Below are 15,280 nucleotides of genomic sequence, written 5' to 3' on the forward strand. Positions count from 1 at the left end.
CCGACCTCCTACCTCTTATCTTTTCTATCTGAAGGCCGCAGCGTCATTTTCATCGCTGGACCCGTCGCTGCAAGTTCCTGTTGTCTTTCAGGCGGCAGAAGCGACCATGCTCGATCCCTTTCGATCTGCATTCTTAAAGCGGCGTCACGCGCTCGCTCGGCGTCCTGCGCGGCCTCATGGGCTTTCTTTTCCGCTTCATGACGGCGCTTTTCTTCCGCCTTCAGCCGGTCTTGAACGGTCCTAGCAAAAGCCTGCACCCTCGCGATCTCGGCGGCAAATTCCTCTCGAAGTTTGGTTGCAAGCTTGGATTCCCCTAAACTGTCCCACAGAGCCCTCAAGCGACCGCCAATGCCGGAATACCTATCAGCACGAGCGATGGCCTCTGCAGCGGCTTCTTCTGCCTTATGAGCCTGTTCCGTCGCAGCCAGGGCAGTGGCTTTCGCCTTTTCGGCAATCTCCTTGTCCTGGGCGGCGGCGGTACGAATTGCTTCCGCTTCCGCTTTCGTTCGCGTCACGAAATCGTCACCCGACGCCTTGAGCTTTTTTGCCTGCTGGACCGTCTTTTGGAGAGCTTTGGCTTGGACCTGTTCGCGCTGCCATTCGGCGCGGGTCAGGCGGCGGCGCTTCGGACCGAGGCGTGCAAGGCCGCACGGTATTCCGACGCTTTCATAATACGAGTCCTGCCACGCCCGCATTGATTGTTTATATGCTGCATCCGCACGCTTATGCAGGGCCTTCGCGTCCTCGCCTTCGGCAGGACCAGCGGCCATCATCGCGCGTTTGGCGGTTGTGCCGGGATGATGGCGCAGCGCCTTCATCTCGGGGTCATCAGTCGGCACGATATATGCGTGAAGATGAAAATGTGACTCGTCCTCATGTCTGACGACGGACTTTAAATCGACCCCGTATTGCGAACGAAGCCAGTCAACTGTCCTCTTTTCCCATTCTTCGGCTTCTCGCCGTTTCTCCAGTTCGTCCCGAACTTCAGCCATCGTGTAGGGATGACTAGCGACGACTGTGTGCAAGGTTTTCTGATCCTTGCGGATTTTGCGAACTTTACCGCCCTCTATGTTGATCGTCGCGGCATCGGCGGCAACATCGTGCATTGCTTGCACTTCCTCCACGCCGACGCCGAACACAACGATGGGCGGCACGGGACTCTGGACGTGGATGGACGCTTCCGGCTTCCGGCTGGCTTCGCTAAAGATGAAGTCAGTTGACCGTCCTTTGCTATCAGCTTTCCTGCTGTAGCTCTCAAGATGAATAAACTGAAAACCCATAATCTCGTCCTCCCAGGAAGACGACATTCGCAGGCCGCCCTGCAAGGAACGATAGTGCCGATCAGCCTGTCATGATGAGATTTCGAAATCGGCCCAAAAGTTCACTCGCACCGTACCAATTACCGAACCATAGCCTCGTTCACGCAATGCAGGACTTCTTTCCCAGCAAGGTAGGCACGCTTGATCTCCTCGTAATTTGTCGTCGATGGCGCAACGCCCTGGTGCACGAACGCGTGCCGCCAAGTGATAATATTCCCATAAGAGGATTTGATACTTGGTCCACCGGCCGCGAGCGATGCGTCTTCCTTTTTCTGCAGTTTATTTTTGAACTTGTCGACGTACTTATCGCCGAACATTTTAATGTGTTCGTTCTTCAAAGAATCTATTTTGATGCGACCGTTTAGTTGATCGAATTTTGCTCTAGCAAATTTGCCCAGAACAACGTGTTTCTTGTCGGAAAACTCGTAAATTATATCCTTTATAGCAAGCTCATAGACCGTAACAGCCGATATAAGAACAAATCCGAGGTATCGGCTCTGTATAAATTGATCGGCTATTCCTGCCATCATCGGATCAAGGTGGGCCAAGTAATCTTCGACCAGGGAGAATCGAGTTGTATACGCCATCAGTCGATCAAATACTTCTTTGCGAGATTTAAGCGTTCTTTGACGGTCACAGCATCGCTGGTATTGAAGTAGATCGCTTCCTGATACCCTTTATCGGCAAGAAGCTTCTTGTAACGGTCAGCTAGATCAGGCTTAATTTTCGACCGGTGCTTAATGAGCACGCCCATGATAGAATCCATTGCTGCGAGATTGATCGGCCCGCGAACGTGGAACGGTTTCTTGGGAAGCTTTTCGGCAACGAGTTTCGTCACCGCTGTGAACGCCTCGGCAAAGTTGATTGTGGTATTGTCGTCTCCCTTTCGGTGAGAGCGCATCTGCAAATTGAGAAACTCTTTCATAGGCTTCTCATAGGCGCTGCCCTTCTCTGCGATGGCGAAGATTCGCAATAACATCTCCACGTCTCGCTGGTGCCGCTCGTATGTTTTCTTTCCTATTATCGTGCGCCATTGCGGGTTCTTGTTCAGGTTTTGAAGTACGTCGACGATCCCGCCTGCGAAGACGCAATTTCTGATTTCCTGAGGACGCAACGGAGTTCCGCCCGTGTTTAACCTCTCGAATATGTGATACATACTCGTGGTTTGCCCGGCGGGGGTGAGTTGCTTGATATTCACCGCACGAAGAATCGATCCTTTGACACGTCGCTGGTCAGAGGTCGAAAGGTCTTCATAGCGCTTGTTGTAGTAAGGGCTGTCTTTTGCGAGGCCCGAGAGCCTGAAGACTTGTCTTCTACCTTGGAGATTTTCGAATCCGAACAGGCCCTCGAAAAAGAAAATGATGCTGAGGATACGCTGCTGGCCATCGATCACGAGGTTTTTGTTTTCATTATCAATGTAAAAGAATACCTGCGGAACTGGTAGTCCAAGCAGGAAAGATTCAATTAGCAACGAAGACTGTTTTATGTTCCAGACGAAATTGCGCTGGAACGAAGGGATCGTGATTTCCTTATTGGTCCACATTTCATGGATGACGCTGAGTGTCAGGTCAGACGGATAGGTGGCAATGTCGTACGCTACGTGTGAAGCTTCTTCGTCCTCGTCTTCCGCGTCTATATCCAAGTCTTCATCAAGCTCAGTTTCGTCGATCATAAACCTTCACCACATATTTGAGTTGCACTTTTGTACAGCGCAACACGTTAAAAAACTCGAAAATAACGGGGAGAGGGCAGGCATTCAACCTGGTAAGCGGAAGGTCGGAAGGTCTCGTAGAGCCCAAAGGTGTAGTGACCGATTACCACTTGTAAACAAGTGTCGGCTCTTCCGAGGGACGATTTCATCGAGAGCCTTCCGGCAGCCCCCTCCATGACCGGGGAGGTCACATCCGCAGATGGTCACGCTGCCATCTGCCTGGCCGACATGTCTTCGATCATTTTCAAGATCGCAGCCAAGTCGTCATCTGCCGGTGCTGCCGGTGCGGGACGCTCGACCATGGTCAGCACGGCCCCGGCATTAAGGCGCGGCTGATCTGGATTGTCGCGAGCAATTCGCTCAACGACATCTCCGATATGCCGCAGCATTCCGGCTCGGTGCTGGTGCTTGCGCACGTCGTTCGCGGCCTGTCTCAACAGGACATCGGCTTTGCACGACGTCTGCTGCTCCTGCCGCTCACGCTCGCGTTTGGCCTTCTCTTCCTGCCAACGGCGTTCGATTTCCATCGATTCTGCCTCAGTCTGCTCGACAGCACCCGCGAACCCTGTTTCGCCGCCGTACTCGACTCGCAGCAGGAACGTGCTGGCGAGTCCGTGCCGCATCCATCGCGACCAAACCGGTGCATCCACACGACCGACAACATCGTCGGTCTCGTGATATAGCTGCTCGCTGTCTTCATCATCGTTTTGCGGTTCAGCCGTCAGGCCGAGCTTTTTCGCAAGCGCGGCGGACACGACACATGATCGTGTACCGGGCATGGTCGCTTCGTATTCTTTCCACTTGGCGAACATCTGTTTGTCGCCCGCCGAAGCCGCAACGGCGATATCCCACGGTGTCAAGGACTTCGCAGACTTCGTTTCGTCCTTATGTCCCCCAGCAACCTCCCACGCCATGGACCCCTTGGCAGTGTAGTCACTGGCATCAACGGCATTGCAGGCGACACGTACATGCCACCCGTACCGGTCGGAGACCTCGCCACCTTTATCACGTACCTTCTCGGAATACGCCTTTGCGATCCACTCGCCCGCTTGCTCCGCACGTCTGTAAGCATCGGCATCAGGGCCATCGACGAGGACCGACAAATGTTGGTGGTAATGCCAGCCGTGCTCCAGGCTGAATGTCACTTCCTGCCCAACGATGACACCGAGAATGCCAAATTCCTTCACAGCCTTCACCCACGCGCGACCTTTGCGAGCGGCGCTGGACGAGGCTTTTACAAGCTCTTTGATCTCGGCAAGCGACATTTCCAGGGAGTGTGAGGCGGTCAACACCACGAGCGCAGCTTTACCGCCCCGCAGGAATGTAGCGGTTGCCGCCGCCTGTACCCGCTCCGCGCGTTCCAGCGCCTTTCCTGGAGCGCAGGTCGGACAGAGCCATGGCGAGCCACAGCGGTAAATTCCGCTGACGCCAGCGCGAAGTTCGCCAGTCTGCTCACCATAACGCAGGTGAATATTCACATGAGTTGCACCTTCACCGGGTCTGCCACAGCCGCAGACAGCAGGTCCACGTTCCTCTTGGTCTTTAGGTCTGCAAAGGCGTTGGACTTTGGCGAGTAGCGCATAGCGACTTACCGTTGACGATCCTATGAATTGATTGGTTTCGGAAGGAGGAAGGGGGAGCGTATGACCTCCGTTCCCGCGATGCGGAACCGTAGCTCCTCCACTCCCGAGAGCCCGGCCTTCGGCGGGCTTCTGCGCGGCCTGCGGCCTTGCGGTCCCAGCTTTAGAACCTACGGAAACAGCAGCACGAACGCGCCGCTCACCATCCGCGTACGGATCAATGGAAGGGGCGTTAGCAGGATCGTCAAAAAGGAGTTTGAAGGAGGTCTTGTTTTTCGCCTTGCTGCAATCTGAAGGCGAACTATGTTGACATTTTTTTGTGACAGAATGCGGCGTATCGTCGGCTGGGATATGTCCCAGCGACAGGGTCACTCAATTGTCAATGGGGTCTTTACATCAAGCATGATATCGTTCATCATTTTCGAACATTGATCAAAAACACCGCAGAGGGTTCCAGCCCTATGACGCGGTGTTTTTTTATGGTCATGGCAGGCGGAACCGGCGTCAAGCACCGATCCACTTATCGTGGCGCAAAACCGGCTTCGGCGAGCGCATGGCGCAGTTCATGGATTGCATCGACCATCCGCCACGCCTCTGTTTCAGACGAGGAGAATATCCGAACACGGTCGATGAACGTGCGCTTGCAAAATTGCGCGAGGGCTTCGGCATGGATATCGTCCAGTTGCACAATGATCCTATTCATCAAGTTCTTCCTCGTGCAGAGTCTCCATGAGATCATCCATGGTGATGGTGCCGTCAGGCGAAGCATCCAACTTCGCGGATATCGCATCCCAGAACTCCGGCGGCTGGTCCTTCACCAGGGCCGCAAGACGTTCGGTGCGGCGGAGGGCAAGCAGTTGAACGAAGTCGATGCTGTTGTTTTCAAAGGTCATGATGCTGCCCTCAACCGCGACGGAGGATCGAAGCGGCGACGGCTTCAGCGTGCTCGCCCGTCACGTAATCCAACCGGCCCCATGTTCCTTCCATCTCGTCTGCATACCGAGAATAGTCGGCGGCATGGAGAATCGCCTGAATGACGGCCTTTTCGCCCGACGACGCAGGCATGGTCTGAAATCGCTTGGGCAGTTCATAGTCGGTCTTCTGGCTCAAGACCTGGAACGCTTCGGTAAACTGGTTCCAGCTACCCAGCTTCGTGATGGAGAGTCCTGCCTTGCGGCAAATATCGGCAGCGGGGCCGGATTTGAAGTTCTGAAATGTAAGCATTTTGACATCCTTATGCTTTGGCAACGCTTCGCTGCTCTTCCTGAGCGGAAGCAATTTGCCGGATTGTGATGGTATTTTATGCTGCGTGTGCAGCCGGATCAGAGAAGCCTATTCGACTTCAACGGCAGCCGAGATTCCAGCTTCCGCATAAAGCGACTTGGCAAGCCAGCCGTGGCCGAAAAACTCGAAGATTTCGCTCGTCTTGTCACAGATATGCGCGTCGTACTGATCGCGTTCGCCTACCCAATTGCTCCGCTCAATACGCTCGCAGACAAATTTTCCTCCTTTCGTGCGATAGAGGCGAATAAGGGTCCTGCGTCCGCTCGAACCAGAAAAATCAGGATGCGAACTGTCTCCGGAACTGGCCGACGAAGCGATCCTGATTCCATGAAATTCAATGTCCGGCGCATCGTCGCGCTCAACGGTGATGGGCGTGTATTCAATTTCAGTCATTTCGAAGCCTTTTGTGAAAGAGAGAGCATGAGAGATCGGAGGGCGCAGTTAAACGCCCCTCGACAGCTTGCAGAACGCAAGGGAAGGAAATCGCGTCGGCGATTGATGTCCTTGAACCGCCATCCGGCGGAAGACACCCGGCGAACCGGGTGCTATTCAAACTGAGAAACATATTTTCACAGTTCTCGACTCCCGATCTGGTGGGAGCTATTCAGAGCCGTCTATACGACGGTGCAATATCGCAGATCATATTCAGAGCCGTCATCGCGACGGTTCAATGGGAATCCCCAACCCCGAAGGGCCGGGTAATCCTCTTCCGCCTATTAGCCGCAGAAGCGGGTAACGGGTGGCTGCGGACTTACAGACTTCATGTCTGCCGCAATCCCTCAAAGGGAAACATTACTATCGATTTTGATCGGCCTTACTTGCGGCGTTTCGCTATCGATAAGCTATAAATGGCAGAATGATTTTGACTTTGCAAGAGAAGTGCGAAATTAAAATCCACAAATAGGCAATTTGTACTTTGCAATTTGCGCTCTGCCAATTGCTTTTTAGAAAAAATTACTAAGTAAATGCGCCTTTGATTGCTGCGTTAGAAAATACAGTTTTTGCGCCATAACTCAAAAAATCAGTTCTGCAAGGCCTTCAAAACTTTTTTCATTTCGTTCGAAAACCGACCTTCGGGAGAGATAAACCCCTGTCACTGTGTACGAACCTCCTCTGCCGTGCATTGCCCTCTTTGTCCCGGCAGGGGTAGCCTCGCTCCTTTCCATGTCGATGCTCCATGCCTTCGACCAGAGCCGCGTGTCTCTGGTTGATCCGCTGCGCGGACCGGCACTCCCGCATAGACATGGAACCTTGCCGCTCGGTGACAGGACAGCGGGCGGCTCTTTATGACCTGCGGTCACCGCCATGCCCATTCTGGCCAAGGCGGTTAAAGAGCCTATGCCGCCCGCCATCCTATCAACCCCTGCCTACCGCTGAGATCGAGGCAGATGCCCCCTTCCCGAAATCCCTAAAATCCAATCGAATTTGTTTACGGATACTATCCTACGAACGACATCTTTCCTGTCGCAAGGATTCTCACAAATCGCCATTTCTGCTATAAATTACTCAATGAAATCAAATTGAAGTAAGGGTTTCCAATGAAAAGGACGATCACAAAAATCAAGGGTTTGACGGTTAATGTCGAGGTGGTTGAAGTTTGCCAAACGGACCGAAGCGGCGGCATTCTCTGCTATGTCGCTGCGATCTACGTTCAGGTGCATGGAAACGCGGAAAAGACACTGGTTCGCAAGAGCAGACTGCCAGGAACTGCGGCGTCGTTAAAAGCGGAAGTCCGGAGGGACGGCATCCGAGCTTTTGCCTCGTTCAAAGCTATCTCTTGAAAAACCCCGAGGTCGCGCTTTAAGTAAGGTGGTCACTGGAAAGGTGACACGGATGACAGACGAAGAATATGAAGAGTTTCAAAAGGAAGTTGCGGCAACAATCGCGGAAAGCGAACGCCTTGCAAGGGCCAGCGAAGAAACTATAGCGCAAGCTTATAGACTGGACGCGGCTATCACCGAAGCGTGCCGCCTCCTTGAGATTTTCGATCCCGCCTCGGATACCCCACTATCGTTACCTCAAGCGGTTTGCCTGCAGGAACTCGGCGGCATTCTGTACCGCAATACGGAGCCGGAACCGTCGACAGTTGTCACCGTGAAAACGTTGCGCCTCGCAATTGAACGCGGCCAGCTGGCAACAACCCGCCTTAACACAAAGAATATCCATGTCACGCGACGCCAAATTCAGGAGTGGATCGCCTCATGCCAAGACCAGCAAAGCCCCCGCACCTCGTCTGGATCAAGCCGAAATACCAGCCCGGTCCAGAGAAGAAGCTCAAGTCACGGGGATATTGGGCAATCAAGCATGGACCGAAGCTTGTTAGCACGGGACTCGGCTATGAACTTCGTGCGGACGCTGAGATAAAGCGGCACGAGTATGAGGCAGCGCTCTACGCACAAACACCGATTGCTGATCACGGCAAGGACGTTCGTGAAGTCCTCATTGTCGACCTCATCCGCTTCTACATCGAGCGCCACCAGAAAAAGATCGCCCAAAAATCGAAAGAGCGTAAACGTGACTATCTGAATTCCGTTGAACGCCTGATCACCTTTTGGGCAGGCAAGACCGTCTACGACATAAACGAGAGAAACTGCGCTGCATATCAGCAGAAGGCGCGACCCGGTAAGCCCTTGGCCGACAATACGGCTCGCCGAGAGCTTCAGGACCTAAAGGCGATGGTCCTGTTTGGCGTAAAGAAAGGCCTTTGCGAATTGAAAGGCCACATCATCGATTGGGAATTGCCATCCGCTCCCGAGCCTCGCATGACTTACTACAGCCATGCCGAAGTTGCGAGGCTGGTGCGTTATGCGTATCGCGCCAAGAACGATGCCATGGGTTCCAAGGGGCATAAGACGTCGAAGCATTTGGCGCGGTTCATCCTGATCGCGGTTCATACAGGAACCCGCGCCGAGAAGATCGAACAAGCGTCGTTTGAGAACGTCGATGGCCGCCCTTGGATGGACGTAGAGAACGGGATTTTTTACCGAGCAGGTGTCGGCAATAAGACACCCCTGAACAAGCGAGCCGATCCCGTTCGCATACCAGACCGCCTCTTGCACCAGCTTAGACGCTGGAAGGAGGAAGGGGCAACGAACGTAATCGAGCACAATGGCAAGCCGGGTTCCACTCGGCGAGCCTTCTATACGCTGAAATTCAAGGTGTTTGCCGAGAATCGCGCGAGGGAAGTCAATCGCCATACCTTCAAGCACACGTGCGCAAGTTGGTTGATGGAGAAGCGCGTCGCCCTTGACATTATTGCGAGTTACCTGTCGACGACGGAAGAAGTGATCAAGGCCGTATACGGTCATTTTTCACCGGACTTCCATATTGAGGTCAACGACGCGCAAAAGGCTGATCGAGAAAAGAGGGCCGCCGAAGCGAAGAGAATTAAATCCCAAGCGGCAAAAGCTGCTTGATCGGTTTGAGCGGTGCGGCCGCGCAGGCCGCAACTGCGACTTTTAGGAAGCGCTTAGAAACGGCACGGGGTGAATTTGTGGGTCTCCAGCCATCTCTCAACTGAAAATCTTGCTCCATCCGTTTCCATAGGTGCCATTTTTGAATAGGATTGCGGCGCGTCGAACATCTTCGTGGAATGGTTGCAGCAGCAGATGAACAGCCAACAATACCTAGACAAAATCAAACGCTACCTCGCGCACCTGATTGTGGATATTAAGTGCAACAATGCGTGCGATCACTTTGACATCAACAAGATTGCCGAAAACTTCTTTATTCCGATCCTCTCCATCATATACGACTGCCCCGACCTGAAAAACCAGAACGCGATTAAGGCGAACTTCCCTTCAGTCGACTTGGGATGTGAAACAAAGAAAATTTCATTTCAGGTAACTTCCGATGGAAGCAGCGCCAAAGTGATTTCAACGCTCGAAAAGTTTCGGGAACACAAATTAGAGGCGCAGTTCGATACGTTATTTGTTTTGGTTATTACGCAGAAGCAGGATCATTATACATCTAAGGCGTTAACCGAAGAGATTTCTCGGCAAAAAATAAATTTTTCCGTTGGTAAAAATATTATCGATTATTCTGATTTACTATCTAGGATAGCAGAAGCTCCAGTAGATAAACTAAAAAAAATTTCCGATGTTTTGGCGGCTGAATTCGAAAGATGGACCGATTATAATCAGTTTAGGTCGGACCTTGACGGTTTTCTAGAGTTTAGTAAATCAAAAATTGAAGTTGAGAAGAATACAAAAAAATATATACCGTCAATTTTTGTTGAACCCACTAAAGCAAAAGAAACTACTCGACTTTATAGTCACCCTGTTTTTTTTGGGAGGAAGGTCGAAGATAAGCTCAAAAAAGTCGATTATTCGCGGGTAAACAACTACCTTGCAAAGATTGGCATCGGCCCGCTTCGCTCCAGCATCGTGAGCTTGAGTGACGCCGATTTCCCCCGCTCTTTGGAGGAAATGAACAGCTATCTAACCGATAGGAAAAAGCTGATCGAGCAGGAGATTCAGCGGGTGAATCCCTTGGGGCATTCACCGCGTACATCATGCCCAGAATACAAAGTAGCTCCTGAAAAAGAAGCGCTTCAATCGTTGTTAAAACTTGTGATCGAGGGCGCTGCAAGCGCCTTTGAAAACCTTTATAGCCAAGCTCTTGCGCTCATAAATATTACCGAGAGCAAAATTCTGCTCATCACGAGTTCGGCAGGGCAGGGCAAAACTAATTTCATTTGCGACCTTGTTGAAAACCAGTTCGGGAAATTTGAAATTCCCTCGGTATTTATTCCCGCCAGGGAACTCAATAAATACAGCCACCCAAGCCGAATTCTCGCCTTCCTATCTCAGAACCGCTTTCTCCCCAAATGCGACGATATCCACGCAGCTCTTAACCTGTTCGATCAGGTGGCCATGGCGATAAACAAACCGTTTGTAATTGCCATCGATGGTATCAACGAAGTTAAGGATTTGGATAGTTTCTTGTCAGAACTGTCTGATTTCCTTAATTCGGTCAATCAATACAAATTCGTCAAAATTATAATAACGTGCAGAACTGAGTTTTTTGAAAATAAGTTCGCTTCACTTCTTGACGAACCTTTCGCGGATACAATTCTTCGTATCAAAGACCTGAAAGCCGACATGTCGGACGAAAGCCTTGAACGAATGCTCTCGTCTTATCTGGCGCATTTCAAAATTAAAGTCCGCTTGTCGCGCCACGCTGCGGACTTTCTGAAGAGCGACCTCTTGATGATGAGGATTTTCTGCGACCTTCATGAAGGGCAAGATAAAGGTTCTATCGCGGATATATATAAGATAAAGCTTTACGAAAGCTATTTGTACAGCAAGGGAGCAGGTCTCCCTCAGGCTCTAAAAGCGGAATTTCTTCCGTGTCTTTATAGGCTTGTTGAAAATATGCTGTCGGATGATCGGTACTACAATATAAGCACGGGTGCCTACACCAGCGTCCAGCAGCAGATCATTGATATACTCGTTTCGGAAGATATTGTGTTGAGGCGTGAGCCTGCCGAAAAGACGCTTCTGACAATGCTGGATGAGACAATCTCATTCACTTATGATGAGCTGAGGGACTTTGTCATCGCGCTTTACCTCGTTCAGCAGTTATCTAAAACGGACTTCCCGAAATTTCTTGAGACGATGCAGCAGCTTCGGAAGCGGCCAATTTTCGAAGGCGTTTTCAAATACGTCTACCTCCTTGCGCGTCAGTTCAACGAAGCAGAGATTTTGGCATATTGCGTAGGTTCCGAAGATTTCGATATTCACTATTCGATTGCGATTGCGACACTTCCCCACGAATATCAAAATGAAGACGACCGTCGGCGTGCTCTTGATTACCTAGATATAAATCGGAAAGCCGAGGTTGTTCGACGGATCGGTGTTTTTCTCTTCAACAGGGGGGATAATGAGCAACCTTTGAATCGGAGGCTGTTGCTTGAACACATAAACTCCCTCAACAATTCTGATGTTTCAGAGCTATTCTTCATTCTCTTCCGTACCAGGAGGTATGTGCCTAGTTATGAAGAAAATCCCATAAAGAATTTCGTCGCTTCGTGGCTTGAAGCGGCGGCAACTAAAGAAGACCTAAGTGAGAGTTATCTGATATTTGTTCTCCAGTTGGCTTTTTTGGCAAGCGCGGACCAACAGTTTGAAGTTCGGTCGATCTTGGCCCGGCTCAAAGGGAGCGGTAAATATGAGAACTGTTTTTCGTTTGTTGAACAGTCTCGTTCAGGCAGGATTGCGGACTACGCGCGATCAATCGTCGCTTTCGCAGGAGCGGCATAGTGAGAGACGCTAAGCTCATCTTGCCGTTTCCGAATCCGCCCTCTCTCGCGGAGTTTTTCCAGATACTTTCCGTTAGGCCTGGAGGCCTTGCTGCGCAGCTTACAGAACGGGTCTATTGGGATTTTTTCGTCGGTTCACTCGATCTCAAAGAGCAATACCGTCGGTATTATTCCATAGAGTACCCGACACTTGGTCAATACATCGAGATGTGCCACGGAGAAAATCTCGACGAGGATGATCTAAGCAGAGAGCATATATTCCGGATTGAGAATCTATCACAAATCGTCGACCCTATATATAGCGATAACTACCTGGAGTCCGTGTTAGAGGCATTGGAAAAATGGAGGGACGAGCGTGAAAATTAAAATGGACTTTGTTTCAAATAGTTCCTCAACCTCGTTTATCTACATTTCTGATCAGCAGTTTACAAAAGAAAGCTTCTTCGAGGCAATTGGCGCGTCTGACCAAGGTCCGCTCGGAAGCTTTTTCGTCTCCATGTATGAAGAGTTGGATAATTCGATCTTAAACGGAGAGCGTATTGTCAGCGTTGAACAAGCCGCGTCCAGTCGCGATTTCGATCTAACGCCTGAGGTATTGGCGAGGATTTCGAACGCGCTTGTTGAGGGCAAGCAGGTTGTAAGAGGTGGCCTGAGCAGCGATGGCGCAATAGCTGAATCGATCCTCTGCATGGAAATTTTCGAGATCGAGACGGACAAATTCTTCATCAACGCCTACCCAAGCTATTGGTGACCGGATGCTCAAAATAAACCGCTACAGCGAACAGGGATATTCGACATTTTTTAATGCGAAGACGGGGTTCTTTGCGCGAGTTGAAGACAAAGGAACGCCGGAGCCTTTTTGGTCTCCGCACGGCCCGGAATTAATGGACATCTCAATCACCAACTGGTGCGATAAGGGATGCGTCTTTTGCTACAAAAGCTCAACGAAGTCCGGCCATCATATGGCCCTCAATGACTATAAGAGCGTTATCGATTCCGCCGCTCGGATGGGGACCTTACAGGTTGCACTAGGTGGTGGAAATCCTAACCAACACCCAAACTTTATCGAGATTCTCAAGTATACTTATGAGAATGACATCGTGCCCAATTATACGACAAATGGGCGTGGGCTGTCCGACGAGATACTGGCCGCGACAAAAGCCTACTGCGGCGCTGTCGCAGTGTCGGCTTATGCTCCCTACAACGAGACAGCCGACACTATTCGGCTTCTCGCTAGTCACCAGATCAAAACTAACATTCATTTCATTCTCGACGCTGATAGCGTCGCCACCGCCATAGAGTGGATGACTGATCCGCCTGACTTCCTGCGCGGCATCAATGCTCTCGTTTTTCTTAACTACAAGCCGTCGGGTCGAAAAGTTTTCGAGTCGAAGTTGCTGCGGCACAGCGACCGGCTTGATGAATTTTTCACCTTGGCAACTTCGAAGGAGTGCAAGTTAAAAATCGGTTTCGATGCCTGTTGCGTCAGTGGGGTATTTGGGCGAACCAGAACAAGCTCTACTGTCGTTGATGCATGCGACGCAGGGCGGTTTTCGTTATACGTGTCGGAAGATATGCAGGTCCACCCGTGTTCCTTTCAGAGCGGGCTTGCTGCTGGTGACAAACTAACTTCTGAAAACTCGTTGGAAGATATTTGGAGAAATTCGGAAAATATGAAATCCTTCAGGAGCTATTTTCGCTCCGACCGCTGTTCTGGATGCGGGCACCAAAAAACATGCATGAACGGCTGTCCGATCTTTGAAGATTTGGTGGTTTGCGGAAATCGGTGACCGAATTTCGGCTAGAGGTTTTCTGAGGGGCAGCGGGTTCGCACCTAACGACATCTAACGGAACAACGGAAAATAGAGGGAACGAACGGGCATCAAATGGGTTGACGGAGGCTTCAATTCCGGGCTTTCTGCGAAATTCCCCGAAGTTCGGGACGTGGGGGTCGAGTGTTCGAATCACTCCACTCCGACCAGCTGAAAACACTGATATTTTCCCGAAAATCTCCACCGAAATATGCTGTGATGTCTCCGTCGAAGGCCGGTTATCGGTTCGATGGGCGCGTTCCGTCTTTGCGTCGCCCCGTGGCCGCCGGAAGATTGTCCGGCCTTGGGTTGGCTTTGGACGCCGCAAGGCCGGTGCGTCGTGCTCCGCATCCGGGCTGGCATGGGAGATCGGAGCGCATATCGGACCTGCATTCGCAAAACCGGCTCTTTTTGTCGCCCGAAGCTCCATATACAAAGAAAGGACGCTTGCATTCGATTCACGGATGAGATGGGTTGCGGGCGCAGAGGCGGAGTTATGGAATGAATCGTGTTGACGGGGCCGCAGGATCGGCCGGGGAGAAGCCAGTGTATCGGCGACAGCGTCGCTCGGCGTATGCCGGTGTCGGGCAGCGATCGGGATTTGCCACAGGTTTTGGCGTATTGGCGTTGGGGACTGCGTTGTTTCTTGGGTCCGGCACCGATGCGCTGCGTGCTGCCGATTGCGGTAGCGTTGCCGCACCCGGTCTCGACTGGAGCGGATGCAGCAAGACCAACATCATGATCCAGAGCAGCGACCTGCACGGCGCCAATCTCGCCGGCGCCCATTTCGACAGCACGGATTTGAGCGACGCCGACCTGACTTCCGCCAATCTGGAGAAGGCGACGCTGGTGCGCGCCTGGTTGAAGAATGCCAAGGCCGATGGAGCGAACTTCGCGAAAATCGAGGCCTATCGCTCCGATTTCAGCAATGCCACCGCCAATAACGTGTCCTTTGCCAATGCCGAGCTGCAACGTGCCGAATTTGCCGGCGCGCAGCTCAGGAACACCGATTTTCAGAAGGCGGAGCTCGGTCGTGCCGACTTCGACAAGGCTGTGCTGACGGGGGTGAACTTCTCCTTCGCCAATCTGTCGCGTGCGACGCTGAACGGCGCCATCATGGAGGGGCCGACCTCGTTCGGCGGGGCCTTCATGTATCTGACCCGCATCGAGGGCGTGGATCTGTCGAAAGCAAGCGGCCTGCAGCAGGCGCAGATCAATCTGGCCTGCGGCGACAGCACGACCATATTGCCGTCCTGGCTGAAGGCGCCGTCCGCCTGGCCTTGCCCGCCGGATGAAAAGGACTGACAATCCTC

14 protein-coding genes are annotated in these 15,280 nt (G+C 51.9%); 6 read left to right on the plus strand and 8 right to left on the minus strand.

Annotated elements, in window-relative coordinates; genetic code table 11:
• Nucleotides 1-8 precede the first annotated feature (8 nt).
• The 8 genes from ACJJVH_RS02610 to ACJJVH_RS02645 all read right to left on the minus strand — a co-directional run bounded on the left by ACJJVH_RS02610 (nt 9) and on the right by ACJJVH_RS02645 (nt 6,287).
• Complete coding sequence (locus ACJJVH_RS02610; protein WP_412064673.1) at nt 9-1,280, minus strand: plasmid recombination protein; 1,272 nt, start codon at nt 1,278-1,280, stop codon at nt 9-11.
• A gap of 119 nt (nt 1,281-1,399) precedes the next feature.
• Complete coding sequence (locus ACJJVH_RS02615) at nt 1,400-1,906, minus strand: HEPN domain-containing protein (RefSeq protein WP_412064674.1); 507 nt, start codon at nt 1,904-1,906, stop codon at nt 1,400-1,402.
• Nucleotides 1,906-2,991, minus strand: coding sequence for a DUF262 domain-containing protein (locus tag ACJJVH_RS02620; protein ID WP_412064675.1), 1,086 nt, complete (start codon nt 2,989-2,991; stop codon nt 1,906-1,908). Before ACJJVH_RS02620 ends, ACJJVH_RS02615 begins: the two co-directional genes overlap by 1 nt.
• Nucleotides 2,992-3,233: 242 nt before the next feature.
• Nucleotides 3,234-4,508, minus strand: a complete 1,275-nt coding sequence (locus ACJJVH_RS02625; RefSeq protein ID WP_412064676.1) for a hypothetical protein — start codon at nt 4,506-4,508, stop codon at nt 3,234-3,236.
• A gap of 622 nt (nt 4,509-5,130) precedes the next feature.
• Nucleotides 5,131-5,313 (minus strand): hypothetical protein, encoded by a 183-nt coding sequence (locus ACJJVH_RS02630; RefSeq protein WP_412064677.1) that lies wholly within the window; start codon nt 5,311-5,313, stop codon nt 5,131-5,133.
• Nucleotides 5,306-5,503, minus strand: a complete 198-nt coding sequence (locus ACJJVH_RS02635; protein ID WP_412064678.1) for a hypothetical protein — start codon at nt 5,501-5,503, stop codon at nt 5,306-5,308. Before ACJJVH_RS02635 ends, ACJJVH_RS02630 begins: the two co-directional genes overlap by 8 nt.
• A gap of 10 nt (nt 5,504-5,513) precedes the next feature.
• Complete coding sequence (locus ACJJVH_RS02640; RefSeq protein ID WP_412064679.1) at nt 5,514-5,834, minus strand: hypothetical protein; 321 nt, start codon at nt 5,832-5,834, stop codon at nt 5,514-5,516.
• Between the two features lie 108 nt (nt 5,835-5,942).
• Nucleotides 5,943-6,287, minus strand: coding sequence for a hypothetical protein (locus ACJJVH_RS02645; RefSeq protein WP_412064680.1), 345 nt, complete (start codon nt 6,285-6,287; stop codon nt 5,943-5,945).
• A 1,145-nt stretch (nt 6,288-7,432) separates the two neighbouring features.
• On the opposite strand from ACJJVH_RS02645, the gene ACJJVH_RS02650 reads away from it, so the two are divergent.
• From ACJJVH_RS02650 to ACJJVH_RS02675, 6 genes are all read left to right on the plus strand, one after another.
• Nucleotides 7,433-7,675, plus strand: a complete 243-nt coding sequence (locus ACJJVH_RS02650) for a hypothetical protein (protein ID WP_412064681.1) — start codon at nt 7,433-7,435, stop codon at nt 7,673-7,675.
• Between the two features lie 420 nt (nt 7,676-8,095).
• Nucleotides 8,096-9,310, plus strand: a complete 1,215-nt coding sequence (locus ACJJVH_RS02655; RefSeq protein ID WP_412064682.1) for a hypothetical protein — start codon at nt 8,096-8,098, stop codon at nt 9,308-9,310.
• 171 nt (nt 9,311-9,481) lie between these two features.
• Complete coding sequence (locus ACJJVH_RS02660) at nt 9,482-12,157, plus strand: SMEK domain-containing protein (protein ID WP_412064683.1); 2,676 nt, start codon at nt 9,482-9,484, stop codon at nt 12,155-12,157.
• A gap of 354 nt (nt 12,158-12,511) precedes the next feature.
• A complete protein-coding gene (locus ACJJVH_RS02665) occupies nt 12,512-12,907 on the plus strand; it encodes a hypothetical protein (protein ID WP_412064684.1) in 396 nt (131 codons plus the stop codon).
• A gap of 4 nt (nt 12,908-12,911) precedes the next feature.
• Entirely contained in the window at nt 12,912-13,946 is a 1,035-nt protein-coding gene (locus ACJJVH_RS02670) for a radical SAM/SPASM domain-containing protein (RefSeq protein ID WP_412064685.1), read from the plus strand.
• A 660-nt stretch (nt 13,947-14,606) separates the two neighbouring features.
• Nucleotides 14,607-15,272, plus strand: coding sequence for a pentapeptide repeat-containing protein (locus ACJJVH_RS02675; RefSeq protein WP_412064686.1), 666 nt, complete (start codon nt 14,607-14,609; stop codon nt 15,270-15,272).
• Nucleotides 15,273-15,280 lie beyond the last annotated feature (8 nt).

Origin of the sequence: Rhizobium sp. SYY.PMSO (genome assembly GCF_046840415.1) — a bacterium.
GTDB lineage: Bacteria > Pseudomonadota > Alphaproteobacteria > Rhizobiales > Rhizobiaceae > Rhizobium.